The sequence below is a fragment of the Microvirga sp. BF8 genome (assembly GCF_059888585.1).
The window spans coordinates 1,701,187-1,715,414 of the sequence record NZ_CM187619.1 but is presented as its reverse complement, the minus strand read 5'-3'; the positions used below and the strand labels follow the sequence as shown (position 1 = coordinate 1,715,414).

General features: G+C 61.8%; 12 protein-coding genes. 7 read left to right on the top strand and 5 right to left on the bottom strand.

Going from position 1 to position 14,228, the window contains the following annotated elements; translation table 11 throughout:
- Positions 1-28: 28 nt before the first annotated feature.
- Genes AC522E_RS08205 through AC522E_RS08190 form a run of 4 tightly spaced genes read right to left on the bottom strand, consistent with a single transcriptional unit; the run spans position 29 to position 5,074 of the window.
- Positions 29-1,663, bottom strand: coding sequence for an ABC transporter ATP-binding protein (locus tag AC522E_RS08205; protein ID WP_500749917.1), 1,635 nt, complete (start codon positions 1,661-1,663; stop codon positions 29-31).
- Positions 1,660-2,490 (bottom strand): ABC transporter permease, encoded by an 831-nt coding sequence (locus tag AC522E_RS08200; protein ID WP_500749916.1) that lies wholly within the window; start codon positions 2,488-2,490, stop codon positions 1,660-1,662. Before AC522E_RS08200 ends, AC522E_RS08205 begins: the two co-directional genes overlap by 4 nt.
- Before the next feature lie 8 nt (positions 2,491-2,498).
- Positions 2,499-3,470, bottom strand: coding sequence for an ABC transporter permease (locus AC522E_RS08195; protein WP_500749915.1), 972 nt, complete (start codon positions 3,468-3,470; stop codon positions 2,499-2,501).
- 2 nt (positions 3,471-3,472) lie between these two features.
- Complete coding sequence (locus AC522E_RS08190; protein ID WP_500749913.1) at positions 3,473-5,074, bottom strand: ABC transporter substrate-binding protein; 1,602 nt, start codon at positions 5,072-5,074, stop codon at positions 3,473-3,475.
- Positions 5,075-5,561: 487 nt separating this feature from the next.
- Here AC522E_RS08190 and AC522E_RS08185 point away from each other — a divergent pair, with 487 nt between their 5' ends.
- Both AC522E_RS08185 and AC522E_RS08180 read left to right on the top strand, forming a co-directional pair.
- Entirely contained in the window at positions 5,562-5,831 is a 270-nt protein-coding gene (locus AC522E_RS08185; RefSeq protein WP_500749912.1) for a helix-turn-helix domain-containing protein, read from the top strand.
- Between the two features lie 69 nt (positions 5,832-5,900).
- Positions 5,901-7,628 carry a SulP family inorganic anion transporter gene (locus tag AC522E_RS08180; protein ID WP_500749911.1) on the top strand — a complete coding sequence of 576 codons (1,728 nt, stop codon included), beginning with the start codon at positions 5,901-5,903 and terminating at the stop codon, positions 7,626-7,628.
- A gap of 136 nt (positions 7,629-7,764) precedes the next feature.
- Here AC522E_RS08180 and AC522E_RS08175 read toward each other — a convergent pair whose 3' ends face one another.
- Positions 7,765-8,235: an Lrp/AsnC family transcriptional regulator gene (locus AC522E_RS08175; protein ID WP_500749910.1), complete on the bottom strand. Its 471-nt coding sequence runs from the start codon at positions 8,233-8,235 to the stop codon at positions 7,765-7,767.
- 129 nt (positions 8,236-8,364) lie between these two features.
- Here AC522E_RS08175 and ehuR point away from each other — a divergent pair, with 129 nt between their 5' ends.
- The 5 genes from ehuR (at position 8,365) to doeB (ending at position 14,171) form a co-directional block, all read left to right on the top strand.
- Positions 8,365-9,759: a MocR-like ectoine utilization transcription factor EhuR gene (gene ehuR / locus AC522E_RS08170; protein WP_500750616.1), complete on the top strand. Its 1,395-nt coding sequence runs from the start codon at positions 8,365-8,367 to the stop codon at positions 9,757-9,759.
- A 206-nt stretch (positions 9,760-9,965) separates the two neighbouring features.
- Positions 9,966-10,967, top strand: coding sequence for a hydroxyectoine utilization dehydratase EutB (gene eutB, locus AC522E_RS08165; RefSeq protein ID WP_500749909.1), 1,002 nt, complete (start codon positions 9,966-9,968; stop codon positions 10,965-10,967).
- Entirely contained in the window at positions 10,964-11,977 is a 1,014-nt protein-coding gene (eutC, locus tag AC522E_RS08160; RefSeq protein WP_500749908.1) for an ectoine utilization protein EutC, read from the top strand. The genes eutB and eutC overlap by 4 nt, the downstream gene beginning before the upstream one ends.
- Positions 11,974-13,155: an ectoine hydrolase DoeA gene (doeA, locus tag AC522E_RS08155; RefSeq protein WP_500749906.1), complete on the top strand. Its 1,182-nt coding sequence runs from the start codon at positions 11,974-11,976 to the stop codon at positions 13,153-13,155. Before eutC ends, doeA begins: the two co-directional genes overlap by 4 nt.
- On the top strand, positions 13,152-14,171 hold the full coding sequence (gene doeB, locus AC522E_RS08150; RefSeq protein ID WP_500749905.1) for a N(2)-acetyl-L-2,4-diaminobutanoate deacetylase DoeB: 1,020 nt from the start codon (positions 13,152-13,154) through the stop codon (positions 14,169-14,171). The genes doeA and doeB overlap by 4 nt, the downstream gene beginning before the upstream one ends.
- Positions 14,172-14,228: the final 57 nt, after the last annotated feature.

Below are 14,228 nucleotides of genomic sequence, written 5' to 3'. Positions count from 1 at the left end.
ATGGAGAGGTAATGTTGTGGCGATATGCTCACGATGCTGCGAGCAAGGCATTCGTTCCGGCAGGCGGAATCCAGTTCCTCCCGGGTACCGCGCTCAGCAACGCCTGTGTGTAGGGGTGGCGCGGTGTCGAAAAGACATCCGCCGCCGTTCCCTCCTCGACTACGGCACCACCCTTCATAACAGCGATGCGATCGCAAATCTGCGCGGCGACGCGTAGATCATGGGTGATGAACACCATCGACAGGCCGAGACGGCGGCGCAGATCCGCAAGCAGGCTCAACACCTGGGCCTGAACCGACACGTCGAGAGCCGACACAGGTTCATCGGCCACCAGCACTTCGGGCTCCAGCGCAAGGGCGCGTGCCAGACCGATGCGCTGACGCTGCCCGCCGGAGAACTCGTGCGGGTAGCGCTCGGTAGCCTCCGGATCGAGTCCGACGAGTGTGAAGAGTTCCTTGGCCTTCGCCAAGGCCCTCGCGGGCGTCTCTCCATGGATGATGGGTCCCTGGACGACGAGTTCACCTGCCCGGCGCCGCGGATTGAGTGAGGCAAAGGGATCCTGAAAGACCATTTGGATCCGGCGGGCTTCCTCCCGCATCCTTCTGCGGGAAAGAGCTGCGAGATCGGTTTCGCCGAGACGGATCGAGCCCGAGTCAGGATCGAGCAGGCGCACGATGCAACGGGCAAGGGTTGACTTGCCCGACCCGCTCTCACCAACGATGCCGAGAGTGCCTCCTCGAGGCAGAACGAGGTTGGCATCCTGCACGGCATGCGTAATGCGTCGGTGACGCGCCAGCAGTCCACGCTTCTGATAAGTCTTTGAAACATGCTCAATTCGAAGGATCGGCTCCGCGGCAACGTCCCTCGGAGGAGGCGGAGCGAGCGGCGGCACGGCTGCGATCAGTGCCTTGGTGTAGGGATGCCGGGGGTGATTGAGAAGTTTCTCTGCCCTCCCCTCCTCGACAAGCTTGCCATGTTGCATGACGGCGACGCGGTCGGCAATTTCGGCCACCACACCAAAATCATGGGTAATGAATAGCACCGCGGTCCCCGTGCGCTGCTGCAGCTCCCGGATGAGCTTCAGGATCTGGGCCTGGGTCGTGACATCGAGCGCAGTAGTCGGCTCATCGGCAATGAGGACGCGCGGTTCGAGGGCAAGCGCCATGGCAATCATCGCCCTCTGGCGCTGGCCGCCAGAGAGTTCATGCGGATAGGCGCGCCGCGCCTCCTCCGGATCAGGAATATGAACGTCCCTCAGCAAGCCCGCGACCCGCTGCGCAATCTCGGCAGAGCCGAGATCCGTATGGGTACGGAACATCTCGGCGATCTGATCGCCGATCGTCCGTAGCGGATTGAGCGCGGTCATGGGCTCCTGAAAGATCATGCCGATCCTTGCACCACGAATTTTTCTCAGCTCAGTATCGCTGAGCGTGAGCAGATCATCGCCCTCGAGCAGGATCCTTCCGGCCGTCGCCCTCACCCCCTCCGGCAGAAGACCGAGAAGGGCATTTGCCGTCATGGACTTACCTGAACCGCTTTCTCCGACGATACAGAGGATCTCATTGGCATCCAGCTTCAGGGATATGTTTTCAAGCGCATGCGGCCGGTCGGCTCCGGGTGGCAGGGCTACCGTCAAACCTTCGATGGAAAGAACTGTTGTCATCGCCGCTTGAGCCTCGGGTTCAGGGCATCGTTCAACCCCTGCCCAACCAGAGAGACCGAAAGCACAGTCAGCAGGATCGCAAGGCCTGGGATAGCTGAAACGTACCACTGAGTGCGCAGCACAGAACGGCCGGTACCGATCAGGTTGCCCCAGGACGGGATGTTGGGATCGGACAGGTTGAGAAATGCCAATGCGCTTTCCAGTAGGATGGCGATGGCCATGACGACGCTTGCATAGACGATCACCGGCGGCAACGCGTTGGGCAGGATCTCCCGGAAGATAATCTGTAGGTCACGCATGCCGAGCGTGCGGCAAGCCTGGACGAACTCGCGGCTTCTGAGCGAAAGGAACTCCGCCCGCGTCAACCGCGCCGCAGCCGGCCATGACACCAAGCCGATGGCGACGGTCACGGTCTTGATGTCGGAACCGAACACCGCGACGAGCACGAGGAGCAAGAGGAAATTCGGCAAGGTCTGGAACGCTTCGGTGATCCGCATCAGCATATCGTCGACAATGCCGCCATAGTAGCCGGCGATGGCGCCGATCACGATCCCGATGGCAATCGCGAGCAGCGTTGCCACAATCCCGATCAGGAGCGAAACACGCGCGCCGTGAAAGACCTGGGCGGCGATATCCCGCCCGGTTGTGTCAGTGCCAAACCAGAACCGCGTACTGGCCAAGGGCCATTGCAGCGGCCTCCCGGCGAGACCAAGGGGATCTTTTGGGAAAAGCACCGGCGCACTCAGCGCCATGCCGATCACCAGCACGAGAAGCACAAGGCCGACCATTGCCGTCGGACTCCTCACAAGGCGTCTCAGGACACTCATCTCAGCCCTCAGTCCACGATGCGCGGATCGAGCCGCGCGTAAAGAAGGTCGACGATGAAGTTGATGGCAATCACAAGCAGGGCTGACACGAAGACGATACCAAGGAGAGTGTTGAGATCGCGCTGGACGACGGATTCGTAGGCCAGTCGGCCGAGCCCTGGGAGGGCAAAGACGCTCTCTACGACAACCGAGCCGCCGAGCATTGTGCCAGCCTGAAGGCCGATTAGGGTCACCATCGGCAGAAGAGCATTGCGCATTACGTGCGCGGTGATGACCCGGCGTGGGCTGAGACCTTTGGCCCGGGCGGTCCGAACGTAGTCTAGGTTCATCACCTCCAGCATCGAAGCCCGCATGATCCGAAGGTAGGTTGCCAGAAAGATAAGGGCCAGGGTCAGGGTCGGCAGAAGCAGGTGCCATGCGATGTCGGCGATGCGTCGGAGGCCCGTATAGCCTGCGCCGATCTCTTCAAACCCACCAGCCGGCAACCATCCGAGTTGCACCGCAAAAACGACAATACCCATCAGGCCGAACCAGAAGGACGGCGTGGCGTAGAAAATCAGCCCCAGGGTGGAAATCAGCGTGTCCGGCCACTTGTTGACGCGACGTGCGGAAAGGACTCCGAGAGCCATTCCGGCCGCAAAAGCGAAACTGAGGGCTGATCCCATCAACAGGAGCGTCGCCGGCAGACGTTCCAGGATGACAACGGAGACTGGCTTGCCATAGATCGCCGAAAACCCGAGGTCCAGCTGAAGGAGACGCCAGACGTAGCGCCCGAGTTGCACAGCCACGGACGCATCGAGCCCGTAATGCCGTCGCAGTTCATCAATCATGGTTGGATCGCCACCGCCAACCTGTGCCACGAGAGCGTCGACCGTATCGCCAGGCGCAAACTGCAGCAGAAGGAACAATCCCGCCAGCAGGACGAACAAGGTCGGCAGGCTGGCGGCAAGGCGGCGAAGAGCAAGAAGCAGGACGCGCATGGTCAGGACGCGGCGATCCAGGTGTCGTGCCAGTCGCTGGAGTCCCAGCGCGGCACGTTGTGGTGATTGCGAACCTGCTTGCTGGTGGCTGCGAAGAACTGGCGCTCGGTAATCATCCAGACAGGAATCTCTTCGTTCGCCGCCTTCACCCACTCGGCATAGAGTGCCTTCCGCTTGACGGGGTCGATCTCCGTGGCTGCCTGGTCGATCAGTTGATCGATCTTATCGGACTGCCAGCCCCACTGATTGGTCCAGGGCGCGCCCTTCGGCGAGCCTGAGCGATACCAGACTGTCGTCGAGACGGCGGGATCGCCACGATACTGGTGCCATCCGGTGGCGAGATCGAAGTTCCAGTCCCGATAGACTGTAGTCAGTGCTCCTGCAATATCGAGTTGAACGATCTCCACCCTGATGCCGACCTCTGCCAGGGACTGCTGGATGAAGGTGGCGAGCAGAGGGACATCCTCGCCGTTCATGATCGGCACGATCTTCAGCGAAAAGCGCGTCCCATCCGCACCCCGTTTGTATCCGGCATCATCGAGGAGTGCCTCGGATTTCTTCTTGTCGTACGGATAAGGAGGCGTGCCGCCGGGGTAGAAGGCAGGGGAGGACGACGGGATGGGGCCCGTTGCTGGCTTCGCCTGCCCATAGAGAAAGTTCTCGATGAAGAACTCGACATTGATGGCATGGGCGATTGCACGGCGCACGCGCACATCGGACAATTCCTTGCGGCGCGTGTTGAACTCGAGCGTGTTGTTGAAGGCGTTCGCCTCGATTCCGCGGGTCGAGACCTCGAACCGATTGTCCTCTTTCAACCGATCGAGATCGGACAGGGACAGTCCATTGTAGGAGCTGAGCTGAATCTGTCCTGTCTCCAATGCGGCGGCGACGGCCGACTTGTCGGTGATCACACGCCAGATGATGCGATCGAGGTAAGGGAAATCCTTACGCCAGTAGTTCGGATTGCGCTCCGCAACGATGAACTGGCCGCGCTCATACTGGACGAATTTGAATGGCCCCGTACCGACCGGCGCCGTATTGGCCGGGTTCTCGAGGACATTGGTTCCCTCGTAAATGTGGCGCGGCGCAATGTAGCCGAGGTCGCTGAGCGCCCGGAGCAGGAGATTGAGTGGCATCGGGCGAGAGTAGCGGAACACGGCCGTATGCGGATCCGGCGTATCGACCGCCTCGAGATATTGCTGAAGCTGTGTGCCGTAGTTGAGGTGTTTCTTCCACATCTCCAGGGCGGTGTACTGCACGTCCGCGGCGGTGAATGGCTTCCCATCATGCCACGAAACGCCTTGGCGCAACTTGAAGGTTACGGTCTTGCCGTCGGGCGTAGCCTCCCATGCGGTCGCCAGAACGGGAGTCGGATTTCCTTGTCCGTCAAGGTCGACCAGCGCCTCCATGATCTTGCTGGTGATGAGATAAACTCCCGTCGAGGCACGCAATGCGGGATTCAGGATCCGCTGCTCCGACCCCAGATGGGCGGTTAGGACTCCCCCGCGCTTGGGCGCCTCCTGGGCAAAGGATGTGCGAGCGAGGAGAGGACCGAAGAGAGCCGCACTGGTGGAGAGCAAGGCAGCACGACGGGTGAGGCGCATGTCAGGAGTCCTTAAAGATCGAAGAAGGCTTGGACCCTAATGCTCCCCCGGCCGCAGTCAACAAGAATGTTCTTTTAATAGAACGCTTATATTGAAGCAAAATCCTCTCCTCCGTCGTCTCTTTGTAGAAAGTCCTCCTCTCTGCTGATTTTGAAGCGGCTGAAATCGACAGATTCTGGGACATGCTCCCCAGTATCGAGATTCTCTTAGCTGTTCTTGCCTCCCTCTCAGGGCTCGACAGCAAAGGAGAATGCACGCTGCAGGAGGAGGAATGTTCTTTAAAACGAACCATCCGACGCGGACGACGAGGCGCTCGCGATCTAATTCGCCGTGGTTCCAGCCGGCTGGATGCCCAACCAAGCGGTCGCGATCGGCCGGGAAGCGTTCCCGCTTCCACGTTCGCCCATTACCCATCAGGAGTGATTGCTTCAGCATCACATTTCAGCAATCATCATTGAAACCTGATGGGTGAAAGGAGAGCCGTTCCTTGATCACCGCCGCACAAATTCGTGCTGCCCGCGCCCTCCTTGGCATAGACCAGCGCCAGCTCGCGGAGATGGCCGGGGTCTCGGTACCCACGATCCAGCGCATGGAGGCGAGTTCAGGCAACGTGCGAGGAGTGGTCGAGACGCTCACGAAGGTTGTCGAGGCGTTCGATCGGGCCGGGATCGAACTCATCGGCGAGAATGTCGCGAGCCGCGGGGGCGGAAGAGGTGTGCGGTTCAAGCAGGTGAAGTCAACAGACCGTCCTTCCTGACGAAAATGTCCGCGGCGGTGACCTTTCCCAGTGGTCCCCGGCGCTTCAGTGGCTGGAGAAAGCACCGGAATGGCCGCACGGTCCGTTGAACCGACCTTCGCCGAACTGTTCACACCGAAGCTCGTCACCGTCCTGCGGGAGCGTTATCGATTAGCAGACCTCCGCGCCGATGCCGTTGCCGGACTCACCGTTGCCATTGTGGCCCTGCCGCTCTCCATGGCCATCGCGATTGCCTCCGGAGTAACTCCCGATCGCGGCCTATACGCAGCCATCGTCGGAGGGTTCATCGTCTCGACTCTGGGCGGAAGCCGGTTTCAGGTCGGCGGGCCTGCGGGGGCCTTCATCGTGCTGGTGGCGGCCACGGTCGAGCAGTACGGGGTCGACGGCCTCCTTCTCGCAACCATGCTCAGCGGCGCTCTTCTTCTGGCAATCGGATTCCTGCGGCTCGGAACCTTCATCAAGTTTATCCCCTACCCGGTAACCGTCGGTTTCACGGCCGGTATCGCCGTCATTATCTTCGCGAGCCAGATCAAGGAACTGCTGGGGCTCACGCTCGACAAGGAACCCGGGCCCTTCATCCCCAAGCTCCTGGCGCTCGCAGCGGCACTGCCGACCCTGAATATCTATGCCATGGGGGTGGCTTTACTGTGTGTCGGCATGATTTTCGCAATCCGGCGCTTCCGCCCGCATTGGCCGGCATTCATCATCGCTGTCTCGGTCGCCGCTCTTGCGACCAAACTTCTCGGCCTGCCGATCGAGACGATCGGCACCCGCTTCGGCGGGTTTCCACAAACCTTGCCTGCCCCGCATCTGCCGCCGCTATCGGTCGCGCGACTGGCCGAACTCCTCCCCGCAGCGCTCTCATTCGCGCTCCTCGGAGGCATCGAGAGCCTCCTGTCGGCCGTAGTCGCGGACAGCATGACCGGGCGCCGGCATCGCTCGAACTGCGAGTTGGTGGCGCAAGGCTTCGCGAACATTGCCTCAGGTCTTTTTGGCGGCATCTGTGTCACCGGCACGATCGCCCGAACCGCCACCAACGTCCGCGCTGGGGCGCGAGGCCCGGTCGCGGGGATGCTGCACTCAGTCTTCCTGCTCCTGTTCATGCTGGTCGCGGCACCGCTCGCCTCCTTCATTCCCCTTTCAGCGCTGGCGGCCGTGCTCGCCAGCGTCGCATGGAACATGGCGGAGAAGCATGAATTCGCGACGCTGCTCCGGGCCTCGAAGGGAGATGCCGTGGTGTTGCTCGCCACGTTCCTGCTGGTGGTCTTTCGCGATCTGACGGAAGGGATCCTGGTAGGTTTCGGCATCGGCGTGCTGGTGTTCCTGCAGCGTATGGCGGAGGCGGTCGAGGTCGATCAGCCCCGCCTCCTGCCGGAGGAGGATCGGCCGGATACGGCAGACGGCAATGGTCGCGTGCCATATGACCCGACACTCGCGACCGATCCGGACGTGGTCGTCTACCGGATCTCAGGCGCCTTCTTCTTCGGCGCCGCCGCAACGGTTGCTGCCGCCCTCGACCGGATTGCGGAACATCCCAAGGCTTATGTCATCGATTTCTCGGCAGTTCCGGTGCTCGATAGCACGGCGGCCGCGACCATCGAGGGTTTCGTGCGCAGAGCCCATCGGCACAACGCTGTTATCTATATTGCCGGCGCCCGGCCGGCGATCCGGCGGGTGCTGCTCACTCACGGCGTACGGCCGCCTCGCGCCCGCTTCAAATCCACAGTGGCGGACGCAGTCGTGTCCGCCCATAGCAGGCTCGAGGATAACGGGGTCCCTGCAAGAGATCCGAATTAATGCCGTTGGCGGGACCGTCACGCGGGGAGATCAGCTTCGTCCTGTGGGGGAAGCGACACCTCGGACCGTCCTCCCGAACCTCCTTATCGAGAGGTGGCGAATTGACCGGGCCTCAAGCGCCGCCCTCCGCGTCGCTTCAGTCACGCATCAAGCCCTGGAGCGGATCGGCGGCTTTCACATTCTTCGTGACCACGTAGGTAAAATAGCGCTCGATCCCAACGTTGAGCGTCAGAAGCCTGTCTATCAACCTCTGATAGGCATCAATGTCGGCAGTGACGACCTTGAGGATGTAGTCCACACCGCCACCGGTCGCATCGCAGGCAATGATCGCAGGTTCCTCGAGAATTGCAGCCTCGAAGCGCTGGAAATCAGCCTGCTGATGGCTTTTGAGCATGATCTCTACCAGAACCGTGGTCTGGCGCATGAACCTGTCCGTGTTGATGCGGGCCGTGTAGCCGGTGATCACCCCACTTTTCTCAAGTCGGCTGAGACGCTCCCAACATGCCGTGGGAGAAAGGTTAACAGCTTCGGCCAGCCGAAGCTTCGTCATACGTCCGTCGCTCTGGAGAGCCGCAAGGATCTTCAGGTCGATTTTGTCGAGTTTCATGGCTATCCCAGAGTTCCGGCACAATGTAATGATTACTCCATTACAATCACCCGAGACAATCCTATGCGCGAGCTTCCCCGCTCCCCGGACGAGCCAGACACCCTCACCCGTCTCGATGAAGCGCTCCTCGTGGATTGGCAGCCCGTGCTGACCAAGCGCAAGGGGGCGACAAAACACAAGCTCCTCACCGAGAGGATCATCGCGGATATCGATGCGCATATTTTGCCTGCTCATGCGCGCATGCCCACGCACCGGGATCTTGCGCGGCAGCTCGGAGTATCCGTCCAGACGGTGAGCCTCAGCTACAAGGAGGCCGAGCGGCGCGGCTACCTGCGGGGAGAAGTCGGCCGAGGCACCTTCGTCCGCAGTCGCGTTACGGAGAAGGCCGATCGGTTCATGCTCGACCGCGACCCGGCCGAGACGGTGGACCTCTCCATCGTCAGGGCGATCTATACCGAGGCCCACGAGGAGGCGTCCCGCGCTGTCATGAGGCAACTTGCCCAGGGCGACAACAGCGCGTTCATGCGCCCCTGCCGTCCGATCGCGGGTCTGGACCGTCATCGCGCCGCCGCACAGGCATGGCTGAGAGGACTTGGCGTCGAGGCGGCAAAGGATCGCGTCCTGATTACGAATGGCGCGGCCCATGGCCTGTTTCTGGCGGTTGCGGCCGTCGTCCAGCCAGGCGAGATCGTCCTGACCGAGAATCTGACGGACCATGGCATCATCGGTCTCTCCAACGTCCTCGGCTTCACCCTGCGCGGCCTCCCGACCGATCGCGAGGGCATCTTGGTCGGAGCTTTCGAGGAGGCTTGCGCCGCGGGCGGGGTGACTGCACTTGTGCTCGTTCCCTCCCTCGGCAATCCGACCAGCCACGTGATGGGAGCCGAACGGCGGATGGCCATCGCGGACGTCGCGCGCCGGTACGGAGTCTATGTGGTGGAAGACGAGGTCTACAAGCCGCTGCTCGAGACGCCGCTTCCGTCCATTACCGAGCTTCTGCCCGACCTCGGCTTCTTCGTCACGAGCTTCACCAAGTCGGTTCTGACCGGCCTGCGCGTCGGATACCTCGTGGTGCCGCCGCAATACACGATCCGGGTCGCCAGCATCATGCGCGTGACGACCTGGAGCGCGACGAACCTGCCTGCCGAGATCGCAACCATGTGGGTCGAGGATGGAACGGCCCGTAACCTGATCGACCTGCAGCGCCGCGAGGTGCGGGCACGCCAAGCCATGGTAGCGGATATCCTGGGGGAGCACATTGCCCAGACTCATCCCCTGTCCCTGTGCGCTTGGCTGAAAGTTCCGCCCCGATGGACGGAGGAAGGTCTCGTGCGCGCGCTGGCCCAAAAACACATCGCGGTAACCCCGTCCGATCCTTTCCTGGCGAGTGGAGATAGTCCCGGCGGCATCCGCATTTGCATCGGCGGCCGCCTCTCTCACGCGACCCTGGCTCGTGCGCTTCAGTCGATCAGCGACACCTTCGAACAACTGCCGCCCGTCTTCGACGTGAGCTCCATCGCGTAGTGGCCCATCATTGTTTCATGACAATATATCGATTGACATGAAACTGAGCGAACCGCACCATCACTTTGTCCTGAGAGAAGGTGATGAATGCACTCAGTATCAGCAGGAAGCTTCGGCCTTGAGGCGGTTCACTTCGATGCATGGAGAGACTGTGCCGGCTCCATCTGGCATATCTCCGCTGCAGTTGCCCCGGCAAGTTCCCGGACATGACCGTGGTGGGGCTCGACCGGATTGCAGAGGCTCAGAGTCGTATCGCCGGACGGATTCGGCGCACGCCCCTGACATTGTCTGAGAGCCTCTCTGCCTCGTGCGGCGTTCCAGTCTATCTCAAGCTTGAATCTCACCAGCCGACCGGCAGCTTCAAGCTGCGTGGCGCCACAAATGCCGTTCTTACCTTAACCGATGAGGCGCGGCGACGCGGCCTTGTTACGGCCTCGACTGGCAATCACGGTCGCGCGCTCGCCCATGCGGCGAAGGCCGAGGGCGTGCCGGCAGTCGTCTGCATGTCGGCGCTTGTGCCCGCCAACAAGGTGGACGCTGTGCAAACCCTCGGAGCTGAGGTGAGAATCGTCGGACGCTCCCAGGACAGCGCCCAGGAAGAAGCCGAGCGCCTGGTGCGCGAGGATGGCTTGACCGCCGTTCCACCCTTCGACCATGCCGATGTCATTGCGGGCCAGGGAACCATCGGACTCGAGATTGCCGAGGCTCGCCCCGATACCGAACTCGTGCTGGTGCCCCTCTCCGGCGGCGGGCTGGCTGCGGGCGTTGCAGTGGCGATCAAGGGAAGGCTCCCGCGGGCGCGGGTGATCGGCATCTCGATGGAGCGCGGAGCCGCCATGTACGAGAGTCTTCGCGCTGGGAAACCAACCCTGGTCGACGAGCTGGAAACCCTGGCGGATTCCCTTGGTGGTGGGATCGGCTTGGACAACCGCTATACCTTCGCCCTGTGCCGCGATCTGCTCGACGACGTCGTGCTGCTGACGGAGGAAGAAATTGCAGAGGGCATCCGCCACGCCTTCTCTGCGGAAGGCGAAACAGTGGAAGGAGCAGGCGCAGTCGGAATCGCAGCGCTCCTGGCGCAGAAGGTCAATGTCAGAGGGCCCACCGTCGTCCTGATCTCGGGCCGCAACATCGACGAGACATTGCACCGGCAAATCGTAATTGCCCACAGCAAGACGGCCATATCCGCAGGAGCGCGGGAGCGATGACCCGGATGCTCATCCTTACGGAACCCGATCTCCGCCATGTGGTGCGGCTCGATGCCAGCGCGGTGGCCTGCGTGGAGGAAGCTTTCGCAGCCCTGGCCACCAAGCCTGTCGTAATGCCGCCAATTCTGCGGCTCGATATCGTCGAGCATCATGGCGAGGTGGACGTGAAGACCGCCTACGTGCCAGGCCTTGACGGCTTTGCCATCAAGGTAAGCCCGGGCTTCTTCGACAATCCGAAGCTTGGTCTGCCGAGCCTCAACGGCCTCATGATCCTGTTCAGCACGAAGACAGGTCTTGCCGAGGCTCTCCTGCTGGATAACGGATATCTCACCGACATGCGCACCGCCGCTGCCGGCGCGGTTGCGGCAAAGCACCTGGCACGTCCCGATGCGCAAAGCGCCGCCATCCTCGGCGCCGGTATCCAGGCCCATCTTCAGCTCGAAGCGCTCACCCTCGTTCGGCCGATCAAGCAAGCCCGCATCTGGGCACGGGATGTTGCCAAGGCTGAAGCGGCGGCGCGAAATCTCGCAATGTCGCTCGGGATCGCGGTCGAAGCCGCGCCGGACCCGGAGGCCGCCTGTGACGGAGCCGACATCATCGTCACGACGACACCTGCCGAACGGCCCATCCTGAAGGCGCAATGGCTGCGGCCGGGACAACACGTGACCGCCATGGGCTCCGATTCCGAACATAAGAACGAGATCGACCCTATGGCCCTGACGCGGGTCTCCTACATTGCTGACAGTGTAGCGCAAACACGCCGCCTCGGAGAGTTGCATCATGCCATCCGAGCCGGACTAATCGAACCGGACCAGTCATTCCTTGAACTGGGTCAGGTCATTTCCGGACAGGCTCGCGGCCGCGAAAGCCCGGCGGCCATAACCTTGTGCGACCTCACTGGAACCGGCGTGCAAGATACCGCCATTGCCACCCTCGCCCATGCACGCGCCCGTCAAATCGGAGCGGGCAGGTCCATCAACACTCAAGAACCAACCGGAGACTTTCCGTGAGCGCGCCCGACCTCAATTTCAGCCGAGCAGAATATGCCGAGCGCCTCGCAAAGACCCGCAAGGCGATGGAAATGGCTGGGATCGATCTCCTCATCGTGACCGACCCGTCCAACATGCACTGGCTGACCGGCTACGACGGCTGGTCGTTCTATGTGCATCAATGCGTGCTGGTACCTCCCGACCGCGAGCCGATCTGGTTTGGCCGGGGCCAGGACGCCAATGGCGCAAAGCGCACCGCCTATCTCGCCCATGACAATATCCTGAGCTACCCGGATCACTACGTGCAATCCACGGAACGCCACCCGATGGATTTCCTGTCCGGCATCATCGAGGCGCGCCGCTGGGACAAGGGCGTCATCGCAGTCGAGTTGGACAATTACTATTTCTCCGCGGCCGCCTATTTGTCGCTCACGAAGAATCTACCGAATGCGACCTTCAAGGACGCCTCATCCCTCGTGAACTGGCAGCGCGCGGTCAAGAGCCCGACAGAGATCGACTATATGCGGAAGGCCGGACGCATCGTCGAGGCCATGCATCAGCGTATCGTGGAAACGGTCGAGCCCGGCATGCGCAAGTGCGATCTTGTGGCGGAAATCTATGACGCGGCTCTTCGGGGCGTCGACGGCTATGGAGGCGACTACCCTGCAATCGTGCCTCTGCTTCCCTCGGGTGAGGAAGCATCAGCTCCCCACCTTACCTGGAACGACCGTCCTATGCGCAAGGGTGAAGGCACCTTCTTCGAGATCGCCGGCTGCTACAAGCGCTATCACTGTCCGCTCTCGCGCACCGTTTTCCTCGGCAAGCCGACCCAGGACTTCCTCGATGCCGAGAAGGCCGTGCTCGAAGGCATGGAGGAAGGCCTCGCAGCGGCCAAGCCAGGCAATGTCTGCGAGGATATCGCCAATGCGTTCTTCGCCGTTCTCAAACGTTACGGCATCGTAAAGGACAACCGCACCGGATATCCGATTGGCCTGAGCTATCCGCCGGACTGGGGTGAGCGAACCATGAGCCTGCGCCCCGGGGACAGGACAGAATTGCAGCCCGGGATGACCTTCCACTTCATGACGGGACTATGGCTCGAGAAGATGGGACTGGAAATCACCGAAAGCATCCTCATCACCGAAGCCGGCGTCGAATGCCTGTCCAACGTGCCACGCCAGCTCTTCGTGAAGCCATGAATATCGTGACGCCTCTTCAGCGCGCCTCCTCAATCTCTGCCAGCGTCGATTTCGAAGCAGACGGGGTGCAGCACGGCTTCCTTCGCCTGCCCTATAGCCGGGACGATTCCGCCTGGGGCTCAGTGATGATCCCGATCACGGTCATCAAGCGTGGCGACGGTCCGACGGCGCTCCTCACCGGCGCCAATCACGGAGACGAGTACGAGGGCCCGGTGGCACTCTTCGATCTCGCCCGCACGCTCGGCGCCGATGCCGTTCAGGGGCGCGTTGTCATCGTGCCGGCCATGAACTATCCCGCGTTTCGAGCCGGCACCCGCACCTCTCCCATCGACCAGGGAAACATGAACCGCAGCTTTCCGGGGCGCCCGGACGGCACTGTGACGGAGAAGATCGCCGACTACTTTCAGCGCACGCTGCTGCCGCTCGCCGACATCGTCCTCGACTTCCACTCGGGTGGGCGCACTCTGGACTTTCTCCCCTATGCAGCCGCACATGAGCTGCCCGACAAGACGCAGGAAAGGCGCTGCTTCGAGGCGGTGGCGGCCTTTTCCGCGCCCTACTCGATGCGCATGATCGAGATCGATGCTGTCGGCATGTATGACACGGCCGCGGAAGAGATGGGCAAGGTGTTCGTGACCACGGAGCTCTCGGGCGGCGGCACATCCTCCGTAAAAACAGTAAGCATTGCCAAGCGTGGCGTCATGAACGTTCTCAAGCATGCGGGCATCGTTCCCGGACCGCCCGAGACGGGGCCGACCCGCTGGCTCGACATGCCGTCCGCCGATTGCTTCCGCTTCGCAGAGGATGACGGTCTCGTCGAGCCCTGCATCGATCTTGGCGATCCGGTGCGGGCGGGCGACGTGTTGGCACGCATTCACCCCATCGGACGAACCGGGCAGGCCCCAGCCGAGTATCGCGCTGCCCTCACTGGGGTTTTGGCCGCCCGGCACTTCCCGGGTCTCATCAAGACGGGCGACTGCCTCGCGGTGGTCGCGACCATGGAGGAGAGGATCTGAACCATATGCCGCCAGCGAAAGCTGCAAACCGGATCAACCGGTACGCGGTTCTTACAA